The organism is Cupriavidus sp. 05L310, from assembly GCF_056398185.1.
The window spans coordinates 16,350-27,247 of sequence record NZ_JBFTOX010000087.1 but is presented as its reverse complement, the minus strand read 5'-3'; the positions used below and the strand labels follow the sequence as shown (position 1 = coordinate 27,247).

Here is a 10,898-nt window from a genome sequence, read left to right as displayed (position 1 = left end):
GGCCAACTTCTGCCCACACTCGCTCACCGAACTCAAAACGACCGCCCGCAATCGGCTGCGCAGCGCACAACAACGCGCCAACATCATTGCCGCGTGCTGGAAGCAGGCCGAGTTGTGGTGATGTCGTCATTTATACAAGGATCAATAGGTGCCGCGCATAGGGGGGAAGGGCACTCTCCCGCGCTTCCAACCCTCAAGTGTTGTCACGTGTTCGCCGAGCGGATCATGTCTATCAGTTGACGCAGGCCGGGCAGCTTCTGCCGCCGGCTCGGGTAGTACATCACCATGGGCGGACCGGCGACCGACCATTCCGGCAGCACCACTTCAAGCCGACCGGCCGCGATGTCGTCGGCGACGCGGCGTTCGAGGCAGTACGCGAGCCCGACACCGTTTAGCGCGGCATCGACGACCGTGTCGGATTCGTTCGCACTCATTGAGCCAGGCACGTCGAGTTCGAGCGCCTGCGGGCCATGGCCGAGTTCCCACCGATACAGCGAGTTGTCGCCGATGCGCATCCGGATGCACGAGTGGCGCATCAGGTCGTCTGGCCTTCCTGGCCGTCCGCGCCGCGCCAGGTATGCGGGAGATCCCACCACCACCCAGCGCAACGGCGGCGTCAGAGGCACTGCGATCATGTCACCTGCGACCGTGTCGCCGTAGCGGATGCCAGCGTCGTAGCCGTCGGCAATGATGTCGATCAGGCGATCGTCGACCGTGATGTCGAGCTGGATGTCCGGATACGCATCGAGGAATGCTGGCAGGATCGGGCTGATCAGCAGACGCGCCCCATCGCGCGGCACATTGATTCGCAATCGGCCGACCGGCGATGTGCGGTAGCGTTCGAGCTGATCGATTGCCGCTCCGATAGTCTCAAAGCCCTTTTCGAGCTGTTCTGCCAGTGCGCTGCCGGCCGCAGTCGGCAGCACCGAGCGACTGGTTCGGTTGAGCAGCTTCACGCCGAGCCTGGTTTCGAGTTTGCGCATAGTGTGGCTCAGCGCCGATGTCGACACACCCAATTCGACGGCCGATTGCCGGAAGCTGCGCCGGCGGCAGATGGTGAGGAAAACATTCAGATCCGCAAGTTCGGAACGCGTGAAAGCTGGCATGGGAGACCGGAGTGGGGAGGAGGAAAGGGGGGGCGGGGCCGCTTATTTCAATGGAGCGTTGAATTCCACTCAACGAGATATGAGTTAGATTCTACGCGTCCAGGGCGGTAGAAGATGGCAGGCCGACGCCCGGAGCCAACCACCGATTGGAGTTATTAAACATGAACGTCGAGACGACACATATTGAAGGCATCCCTATCCCGGTATCGCGTATCGGATTGGGCACCTGGGCGATAGGCGGCTGGATGTGGGGCGGAACTGACGACGATGCGTCCGTGGCGACGATCCGCAATGCGCTCGATCAGGGCATCAATTTGATCGACACCGCACCGGTCTATGGCTTCGGCCATTCCGAAGAGGTGGTTGGCAAGGCGCTGACCGGTATGCGCGAGCGTGCGGTGATCGCGACCAAGGTTGCGCTCGAATGGGGCGATGGCGGCGTGCGGCGCAACTCGACACCGGCGCGTATCCGACAGGAAATAGAGGATTCATTGCGCCGGTTGCGCACCGATTACATTGACCTGTATCAGGTGCACTGGCCGGACACACTGGTGCCATTCGCGGAAGCCGCGGCCGAACTGGAAAAACTCCGCGCCGAAGGTAAGATACTCGCCATCGGCGTCAGCAACTATTCGCCACAGCAGATGGACGCGTTTTCGGCGGCCACGAAGCTCGCGGCAGTCCAGCCTCCATACAACCTGTTCGAGCGAGCGATCGAAGCTGACGTTCTGCCGTATGCGCGCGAGCATGGACTTGCCGTGCTGGCTTATGGTGCCCTTTGCCGTGGCCTGCTGTCCGGGCGAATGAACCAGTCCACAACGTTCGACGGCGATGACCTGCGCAACGTGGACCCGAAGTTCCACCAGCCGCGTTTCGCGCAGTACCTGGCGGCCGTCGATGCGCTCGCAGTGCTGGCTCGCGAGCGCCATGGCAAATCGGTGCTGGCGTTGGCGATCCGCTGGATTCTCGACCAGGGACCGACCATTGCGCTGTGGGGTGCACGTCGTCCGGACCAGTTACGCGGCATCAACGACGCGTTTGGATGGGTGTTGAGCGCGCAGGACAAGGCCGATATCGATGCGTTGCTCGCACAGCATGTGACGGATCCAATCGGTCCGGATTTCATGGCACCGTCGCTGCGCTAGGACGAACGATTTTTCATTGCCAGAGGATGGGCGACGCGATCGAGCCGACATCGCCCGCTTCGCGCATTAGCGCACTGGAACCCGCGTGCGCGGATGTTGGTGGTTTCTTCCTATGTTCAAGATGAACGATCAGATCACTGCGCTTGATGCGCTCGTACTCATCAGATCAGTAGCGGCTCGATGGCCGCTTCGATCGCGAAGCCGGAAGAGCACGGTAAAACGGCATTTGGAGAGCACGGCGACCTGAAACCTCAATTCAACCACCAAATCCATCTGGCTGCAGTCTGAGCGCTGCTTTGTCAGCATAGTTCATCATTCGGAGTTTCATCATGCAGATTGGTTTCATCGGGCTTGGTGCAATGGGCGCCGCGATTGCCATGAACCTTGTCGAGGACGGGCACAAGGTGCACGTTTTCAACCGTAGCCTTGCACGAACCGAACCGCTTCGCACGGCTGGTGCCACGGTCGCGGAAAGTCCCGCGCAGGCTGCGTATTTGGCAGACGTCGTGTTTACAATGGTAGCCGACGATGCCGCACTCACATCGGTTACGTTCGGCAAGATGGGGATTCTTGCCGGGTTGAAACCGGGCGCGCTGCATATCTCGCTGAGCACGATTGGCGTGGCCACCGCACAGGATTTCACCGTGCTGCATCGGGAAGCCGGGTTGGGATTCGTTTCGGCGCCGGTGTTTGGCCGACCCGATGCAGCCGCGGCGCGCAAGCTCTTCATCGTGGCCGCGGGCACAGACGAGCATCTGAGCGTTGCGGTGCCACTACTTCAACAGATGGGGCAGTCCGTCGGTATCGTTGGTGCCGATCCGTCGCAGGCGAACCTTGTGAAGCTGATAGGCAATTTCATGCTGTCCGTCATCATCGAGACGTTGGGCGAAGCATGCGCGGTGGCGGCCAAGGCCGGAATCGACCCGATGGGCTTCGTTGAACTGCTGACTAGTTCAAATTTTAACGCGCCGCCGTACAAGATCTATGGACCGATGATCGCGTCGCAGCGGTTCCAGCCGGCAGGCTTTGCACTCCCCCTCGGCCAGAAGGACAATCGCCTGATGCTGGCGGCCGCCGAAGCGCTTGGCGTTCCACTGCCGCTCGCGAGCCTCGTTCACGATCGCTTCCTTGCTGTGCGCTCGCAAGGCATTGGCGCTGAGCACGACTGGTCTGCATTTGCGCTTTGCGCATTGACTGAAGCAGGGCTGCGCAAGCAGGTTTAGCGTTCGCCCGCCGCTTGAACCGTCATGTCTTCCAGTCTTTGCGGCTCAGCGGCATAGTCTTAGGGTCTTTGCCCATAAAAGATCATAGCCGTCCGCGATCACTTCTGGTTGCCTGGCCACGATGACGAATCTCGAACTCGTCGACGCTCGTGGTGCTGTGGGGACCAGACATGGCTCGAGTAGAGCGCGCGGCGCTTCATTGAGGAGGAACAACGATTTATTCGGTCGCTGCTCGGGCGCACGCACGGCGGACAGCGCTAGCCGCGAGCAGCGCCGTCAGTCCCACCGCGAACAGCGGTCCCTCCGCCACAGCAAGGACAGCATGCATTGCTCCGAGCCTCCATGCTGCCAGCACCCAGAGGACCACGCCGATCGCAAGCCAGCCGTCGTCCACGAAGAGTCCCACCAGTTCCTCGGTCACCTTCGCGAGACGGCCTTGAGCGGGCGGACGAGCGGCGGCTGTTGCATTTTGCAATGCGGGGGACGTGTTGCGCAGAAGCCCGCAGAGGCGAACCATGCCCAGCGCAACAACGAGGAAGGCGCCAATAAGCGCCAGGATTGCCCAATCTTCGCCCGGCCACGAAACGTTGATGCCCTCGCCCACCCAGAAGGTTCCGAAAGCGGCGAGCATGACACCAACACCGAACTTGAGGGCATTTTCCGGAACCCTGGCCAGCGGCCGATGCAGCCAAAACCCGAGCGCCACAACGAACAGCAAGGCAAGGGCAGCGCCAATCGACGCAGGCAAGATCATTCGCCCGCTCGCACCAATCGCAATGACGATGAAGACCACCTCGATCCCTTCCAGCATCACGATCTTGAATGCGGTCGCGAAGGCCACCGCATCGATCGCCCCGCCGGATGGCCTGCCTTGCCGCCGCAAGACATCGGTTTCCCGAGCGAACGCTTGCGCTTCGTCGTGCAGCGGCAAGATGCCCGCCGCCCGCAGCACTGCCTTGCGTAACCAGCGCAGACCGAAGAGCAGCAGCATGGTACCGACGACCAGTTGGGCCACCGGCAGCGGAATCCTGGCGAGCGCGGAGCCTAGTGCTACGACTATTAGCGTCAGAGCGGCTAGCGAGGCCGCTGTTCCCAGCAGCGCCGAACGCCAGCCGCGGACGGCGCCAACCGCCAGTACGATGGTGAGCGCCTCCACAAACTCGACCATGGAGGCCATGAATGCTGCGAGTATCGATGGTCCTGCCGAAGTCCATTGCATCATGTTCCTCTCCTATCTTCCAGGCTGACGATTTTCTTCAGGGCGCAGGGACGGTGAGGCCCGCTCTTCAGGCAATGCGCAGGCCTCCAGCACCAGCGCCAAAGCTTGAATTCGTCGTCCGCCCGTAGCGCAAGGGAGCTACGGCAGTGGATTCTAGGGAGCGAAGGGCCCGGAAACGCTGTCAATTCAATTACGGATTTGTCATCCAAGGCCACCGTGGCTGGGGCTATCATCCAAGCATGCAAGGTAAGCGCGGCGCGCCTTGCCGGCATTGGCTAGACGGGGACGAGCATGAGAATTCTGGTAGTGGAAGATGAGCCAAAGACTGGCGAATACCTGCGCAAGGGGCTCACTGAATCCTCCTTCGTCGTCGACCTGGCCGTGACCGGCACCGATGGCCTGCACCAGGCGGTGGAGGTGAGCTACGACTTGATTATCCTGGATGTGATGCTGCCCGGCTTGAACGGCTGGGAAGTGCTCGAGCGACTGCGTCAGCACAAGGACACGCCGGTGCTGTTCCTGAGCGCATGTGACGAGGTAGAGGATCGCGTACGTGGTCTGAAACTCGGGGGCGACGACTATCTCGTCAAGCCCTTCGCTTTCGTCGAGCTGCTGGCGCGGGTGCGTACGCTGCTGCGACGGGGCCCGGTGCGTGAGGCTGACCGCATCGCGATCGAAAACCTTGAGATCGACCTGATCCGCCACCGCGTGACGCGTGCAGGGCGCAACATCAAACTCACGCCGCGCGAGTTTTCGCTGCTACATTTCCTTGCGCGCCGGCAAAACGAGGTCCTGAGCCGCACACAGATCGCTTCCCACGTTTGGGAGATGAATTTCGACAGCGACAGCAATGCCGTGGACGTGGCGGTGTGCCGCCTGCGCGCCAAGATGGATGACGATTTCCAGCCCAAGCTGATCCATGGCGTGCGCGGCATTGGCTATGTGCTGGAGCGCCGGCAGTCCTGAGGTGCGGGCTCTTCCGCTCATCGCCCGCCTGGCGTTCGCCTTTTGCCTGGTCGCTGCGATTGTGTTTGGAGGCGCGGGCACTTACCGGTATCGCGCGCTGGCTACGCAGGTGATCTGCCGCGACGATGCGCAGTTGCTGCGCAAGGCGGGAGGCGTGCGCGAGGATCTGATGGGGCAGGGCGCGCCCGCGTCTCCATTCGGCCTCGAGGCAATTCGCTCATGGCCCACGCGCGAGACCTTCGAGCGGCTTTCCCGGTTGGCGGCCGAACTGGCGCATGATATCCGCACGCCCATCTGCAACCTGGCGGCTGTGCGCACGCAAGTGTTGCTCCCGCACGCGCAGGAACACCCTTAAGGCGGCCCCCGAGATCGGTCGCGCGGTTGCAGGAAGCAGGAGCGGCTTTTGGGCGCCGCCGGCATCACTGCCCCATCGGCACGCGGTGCAGTCCCCGTCCCCGGGGCGCACATCGGCGTGATTGCGTTCACGCACTGCTTTGGCTCGACACTCAATATGCACCTGCGCCAGTGCGCTCACCCGCGGTCCGCCCAGGAATGGCCACGCGAGCTCGATTGTGAGCACCACCACGACAGCCCGAAACTGGCCCCGTCGGCAGTGTTCCGACGTTGGGGGGCGGAGAATATGACGTTGATCACCTCCGGGAAGCCCCGCCCGCCATCGACCCACCGCAATCGGGATCTCCTGCGCGCCCCGCGCAGGTCCGCTCACTCCCTTCCGTCAGACATTAACAACTGTTAACCAACCCCCAATCCGGCCTTAACTCGCGCTCGTGCAAAGTGCAACTGCCGCTCTTCACAAACTGGGGTTGGAGTTATGTATCTTCGCAAAACACATTGGCGCTGTGCCTGTCTTGCCGCCACGCTGGCAGTGCTCTCGCTCGCGGGTTGCGGTCCCGCAAAGCGCGCGAGTTCGCTGCCACCGACTCCGGAAGTCACGGTGGTCACCGTCAAGCGGACCAGCGTTCCGGTCGCCGTGGAACTCCCGGGCCGCACCTCCGCCTACCTCATTGCGCAGGTCCGTGCTCGCGTTGATGGCATCATACAAAAGCGTAGCTTCCAGGAAGGCGCTGATGTCAAGGCGAACCAACCGCTGTACCAGATCGATCCGGCACCGTATCGCGCCGCGTTGAATAGCGCGGAAGCGACGCTGCAAAAAGCGGAAGCGAATCTCGCCATGACGACGGCGCAGGCGGACCGTTACAAGGTCCTTATTGCCGGCAACGCCATCAGCAAACAGGCTTACGACAATGCGGTCGCTGCCCAGAGCCAGGCCGCCGCCGATGTCGCGGCCGGCAAGGCGGCGGTTACGATCGCAAAGCTCAACCTGGGATACACCGACGTCGTATCGCCGATTGCGGGCCGCAGTGGCATTTCGCAGGTCACCCAGGGCGCCTATGTGCAAGGAAGCGCCGCCACATTGCTGACCACCGTGCAGCAGATCGATCCGATCTATGTCGACCTGAACCAGGCAAGCGTCGCGGGGTTGCAGCTTCGTCGCGACGTCGCCAGTGGCCAGGTAAAGCTGAATGGCCTGGACCAGGCCAAGGTAACGCTCACGCTGGAGGACGGTACGCAGTACCCGATCAGCGGTACGCTCCAGTTCAGCGGCATTACTGTCGACCCGGCCACCGGGTCGGTGACAGTACGCGCGCTCTTCCCGAATCCAGGAAATGTCCTTCTGCCGGGCATGTTCGTGCGCGCCCGCTTCGAGCAGGGCGTGAATGATAACGCGCTTCTCGTCCCCATCCCCGGCGTTGGCCACAACCCGCAGGGCCAAGCCACCACCCTTGTCGTCGGTCCTGACAGCAAAGTCGTGCAACGCACGATTCAGACGCAGACCATGCTGGGCGACAAGTGGGTAGTCACCGGCGGTCTGAAGGAGGGCGATCGGATCATCGTGGCCGGCGGCCAGAACGTGCAGTCCGGTAAGCTGGTGCACGCGGTCGAGGCCCCGAGCCGCACCGCGCAGGCCGCTGCAAGTGCAGACACGGGCGGCGCTCCCGCGACGCCGCGAACACCCCAGCTTGCGCAAGCAAAATAAGGGCGGGCTTCGCAATGGCAAAATTCTTCATTGACCGGCCGATCTTCGCGATCGTCCTCTCTATCCTCATCATGCTGGCAGGTGCATTGGCGCTTCAGTCGCTGCCGATCGAGCAGTTTCCGCCGGTTGCGCCGCCTTCGGTGCAGATCAGCACCACGTATCCGGGCGCCTCGGCGACGACAGTGCAGAACACCGTGGTCCAGGTGATCGAACAGCAGATGAGCGGGATCGACAACATGCTTTACATGTCATCGACCAGCGACGATACCGGCCAGTCGACCACCACGCTCACGTTCGCCAGCGGAACAGACCCGAACATCGCACAGGTCCAGGTGCAGAATAAGCTGCAGCTGGCGGTGCCATTGCTGCCGGCTCAGGTTCAGCAGTCGGGTGTCCGCGTCACCAAGTCTACTAACGCGTTCCTGATGGTGATCGGCTTTGTGTCGGCCGACAACAGCATGAACAAGTTCGACATCGCGAACTATGTCGTCTCCAATGTTCAGGATCCGATCAGCCGAATCAATGGCGTCGGTAACATGAACGTCTTCGGCACGCAGTACGCGATGCGGATCTGGCTCGATCCGACCAAGCTCAATAGCTACTCGCTTACCCCGATCGACGTCACTACGGCGCTGCAAAGCCAGAACGTGCAAATCTCCGCGGGCCAGCTCGGCGGTACGCCGGCCGTGCAGAATCAGCAATTGAGCGCGACGATTACAGAATCAACGCTGCTGCGAACGAGCGAGGATTTTGGCAACGTCCTGCTCAAGGTGCTGCCGGACGGTTCCCAGGTACGGTTGCGAGATGTCGCGCGCATCAATCTCGGCGCGGAGAGCTTTAACGTCGACAACAAGTACAGTGGCCAGCCGGCATCCGGCATTGGTATCCAGCTGGCACCAGGGGGAAACGCGCTGGTCACGGCCGCCGCGATACGCGCACGCATCAAGGAACTGGAGCCATATTTTCCGCACGGGCTGAAGGTGGTCTACCCGAACGACGTCACGCCTTTTGTCAAGGTCTCCATCGATGATGTTGTCAAGACCCTGCTGGAAGGCATCGTCCTGGTCTTCCTGGTGATGTACTTGTTCCTGCAGAATATCCGCGCCACGTTGATTCCCTCGATCACCGTGCCGGTGGTCTTGCTGGGCACGTTTGGCGTGATGTCGGCACTTGGCTTCACGATCAATACGCTGTCGATGTTCGGCCTGGTGCTTGCAATCGGCCTGTTGGTGGACGACGCCATCGTGGTGGTGGAAAACGTCGAGCGCGTGATGCACGAGGAAGGGCTGTCCCCCCTGGAGGCAACCCGCAAGGCGATGGGACAGATCAGCAGTGCGCTGATCGGCGTGGCCATGGTGCTATGCGCGGTGTTCGTGCCGGTAGCGTTCTCCAGCGGCACGGTCGGCGGGATTTACCGCCAGTTCTCGCTCACCATCGTTTCATCGATGCTCCTGTCGGTGTTCGTCGCGCTTTCGCTCACGCCCGCATTGTGCGCAATGCTCCTGAAGCCGCCGCGCGAGGGCCATGCTGAGAAGAAAGGATTCTTCGGGTGGTTCAACCGCACCTTCGACAAGGGGCGGGACCAGTATGTGCATGGTGTGCGTCATGTCGCCGCCCGGTCGGGACGTTGGCTGCTCATCTATGCGGCGGTGGTGGGGGCCGTGGGCGTGATGTTCGTCCGCCTGCCTACGTCGTTCCTGCCAAACGAGGATCAGGGCTTTATGTTCGTCCAGGTCCAGACGCCGCCAGGCGGCACGCAGGCGCGCACCGGCGCGGTACTCGACGAGGTGAGCAACTATCTGCTGAAGGACGAAGCGGCCATGGTCGACGCTACCTTCATGGTGAACGGCTTCAACAACGCCGGACGCGGTCAGAGCCAAGGTCAGTTGTTCGTACGCTTCAAGGACTGGAGCCAGCGGACCACTCCCGAACTGACCGCCAAGGCGCTCTCCGAGCGGATCATCAAGCGTTACGCCTCGAACAAGGATGCCACCATTTTTCCCGTCAGCCCACCGCCGATCCGAGGCTTGGGCGTCGCTGCCGGCTTTGACTTTGAGCTCGAAGACCGCGGCGGGATCGGTCATGCCGCGCTAGTCAAAGCCCGAGACCAGCTCCTTGCCCTGGCAAATCAGGATCCGGACCTCGCACAGGTACGCTTTAGCGGGCAAGAAGACAATCCCACGTTCAAGGTCAAAATCGATCGCGAGAAAGCCGCCGCCCTGGGCGTCAGCATAAGCGACGTCGATCAGACCTTCTCGACTGCCTGGGGCTCGCGCTATGTCAACAACTTCCTCGATACCGACGGCCGCATCAAGAAGGTGTACGTGCAAGCCGACGCCCCTTATCGGATGAACCCGGACGACATGAACCTACTCTATGTGCGCAACAGCGGCGGTACCATGGTTCCGTTTTCCACTTTCGCCACGTCGGCATGGACATACGGCCCGCCTATCCTGCAGCGCTACAACGGCGTCGAGGCCATGGAGATCCAGGGCCAGGCGGCACCGGGAAAGAGCTCCGGGCAGGCAATGCTTGCCATGGAACGGCTTGCGAAGCAACTGCCCCCGGGCGTCGGCTTCGAGTGGACGGGTACCTCATTGCAGCAACAGCAGTCGAGCTCGCAGGCGCCGTTTCTGTACGGGCTATCGATCCTCGTGGTGTTCCTGAGCCTCGCCGCCTTGTATGAAAGCTGGACGGTTCCGGTCTCCGTCATCATGGTGGTGCCGTTCGGGATCCTGGGCGCGCTCGGTGCCACCTCATTGATGGGCTTGTCCAACGACGTGTACTTCCAGGTTGGCCTGCTCACCACAATCGGTTTGTCGGCAAAGAATGCGATCCTGGTCGTCGAGTTTGCACGTGAGCGTCACGCGCAAGGCCTCACAGCGGTCCAGGCGGCAATCGAAGCGGCACACATGCGGATGAGGCCGATCGTGATGACCTCAATGGCCTTCGTGCTGGGCGTGCTGCCACTTGCGCTGGCGCACGGTGCAGGCTCGGCCAGCCAGAACGCGATCGGCACTGGCGTGATAGGCGGGATGTTGACCGCCACGTTTGTGGCGACGTTCATGATCCCGATGTTCTATGTCGTGATCAGCAACAAGCTGGCAAGGAAGAAGCAACCGTCCCCGCCGGCGACGCCCTCGACGGCGGCCCCCGACCTTACCGCGGGAGGACATTGAA

At 61.9% G+C, this 10,898-nt stretch carries 8 protein-coding genes and 1 pseudogene; 7 read left to right on the top strand and 2 right to left on the bottom strand.

Annotated elements, in window-relative coordinates:
- Window positions 1-121: pseudogene (locus tag AC1DS6_RS39230) on the top strand (IS630-like element ISCARN39 family transposase); the annotation flags it as partial.
- 82 nt (window positions 122-203) lie between these two features.
- Here the strand turns inward: AC1DS6_RS39230 and AC1DS6_RS39225 are convergent.
- Window positions 204-1,106, bottom strand: a complete 903-nt coding sequence (locus AC1DS6_RS39225) for a LysR family transcriptional regulator (protein ID WP_477104521.1) — start codon at window positions 1,104-1,106, stop codon at window positions 204-206.
- Window positions 1,107-1,267: 161 nt separating this feature from the next.
- On the opposite strand from AC1DS6_RS39225, the gene AC1DS6_RS39220 reads away from it, so the two are divergent.
- Both AC1DS6_RS39220 and AC1DS6_RS39215 read left to right on the top strand, forming a co-directional pair.
- Entirely contained in the window at window positions 1,268-2,251 is a 984-nt protein-coding gene (locus AC1DS6_RS39220; protein ID WP_477104520.1) for an aldo/keto reductase, read from the top strand.
- Between the two features lie 329 nt (window positions 2,252-2,580).
- Complete coding sequence (locus AC1DS6_RS39215) at window positions 2,581-3,474, top strand: NAD(P)-dependent oxidoreductase (protein WP_477104519.1); 894 nt, start codon at window positions 2,581-2,583, stop codon at window positions 3,472-3,474.
- Window positions 3,475-3,691: 217 nt separating this feature from the next.
- Here the strand turns inward: AC1DS6_RS39215 and AC1DS6_RS39210 are convergent, their stop codons facing one another.
- Window positions 3,692-4,696 (bottom strand): COG4280 domain-containing protein, encoded by a 1,005-nt coding sequence (locus tag AC1DS6_RS39210; protein WP_477104518.1) that lies wholly within the window; start codon window positions 4,694-4,696, stop codon window positions 3,692-3,694.
- 288 nt (window positions 4,697-4,984) lie between these two features.
- On the opposite strand from AC1DS6_RS39210, the gene AC1DS6_RS39205 reads away from it, so the two are divergent.
- The 4 genes from AC1DS6_RS39205 (at window position 4,985) to AC1DS6_RS39190 (ending at window position 10,897) form a co-directional block, all read left to right on the top strand.
- Window positions 4,985-5,659 carry a heavy metal response regulator transcription factor gene (locus tag AC1DS6_RS39205; RefSeq protein ID WP_477104517.1) on the top strand — a complete coding sequence of 225 codons (675 nt, stop codon included), beginning with the start codon at window positions 4,985-4,987 and terminating at the stop codon, window positions 5,657-5,659.
- 1 nt (window position 5,660) lies between these two features.
- Window positions 5,661-6,014: a hypothetical protein gene (locus tag AC1DS6_RS39200; protein ID WP_477104516.1), complete on the top strand. Its 354-nt coding sequence runs from the start codon at window positions 5,661-5,663 to the stop codon at window positions 6,012-6,014.
- Between the two features lie 477 nt (window positions 6,015-6,491).
- Window positions 6,492-7,718, top strand: coding sequence for an efflux RND transporter periplasmic adaptor subunit (locus AC1DS6_RS39195; protein WP_477104515.1), 1,227 nt, complete (start codon window positions 6,492-6,494; stop codon window positions 7,716-7,718).
- A 14-nt stretch (window positions 7,719-7,732) separates the two neighbouring features.
- Window positions 7,733-10,897, top strand: a complete 3,165-nt coding sequence (locus AC1DS6_RS39190) for an efflux RND transporter permease subunit (protein WP_477104514.1) — start codon at window positions 7,733-7,735, stop codon at window positions 10,895-10,897.
- Window position 10,898 lies beyond the last annotated feature (1 nt).

What these genes read in the sequence shown, in the direction of transcription:
- AC1DS6_RS39225 (WP_477104521.1), bottom strand. Translation starts at nt 1,106, where the DNA reads ATGCCAGCTTTCACGCGTTCCGAACTTGCGGATCTGAATGTTTTCCTC.
- AC1DS6_RS39220 (WP_477104520.1), top strand. Translation starts at nt 1,268, where the DNA reads ATGAACGTCGAGACGACACATATTGAAGGCATCCCTATCCCGGTATCG.
- AC1DS6_RS39215 (WP_477104519.1), top strand. Translation starts at nt 2,581, where the DNA reads ATGCAGATTGGTTTCATCGGGCTTGGTGCAATGGGCGCCGCGATTGCC.
- AC1DS6_RS39210 (WP_477104518.1), bottom strand. Translation starts at nt 4,696, where the DNA reads ATGATGCAATGGACTTCGGCAGGACCATCGATACTCGCAGCATTCATG.
- AC1DS6_RS39205 (WP_477104517.1), top strand. Translation starts at nt 4,985, where the DNA reads ATGAGAATTCTGGTAGTGGAAGATGAGCCAAAGACTGGCGAATACCTG.
- AC1DS6_RS39195 (WP_477104515.1), top strand. Translation starts at nt 6,492, where the DNA reads ATGTATCTTCGCAAAACACATTGGCGCTGTGCCTGTCTTGCCGCCACG.
- AC1DS6_RS39190 (WP_477104514.1), top strand. Translation starts at nt 7,733, where the DNA reads ATGGCAAAATTCTTCATTGACCGGCCGATCTTCGCGATCGTCCTCTCT.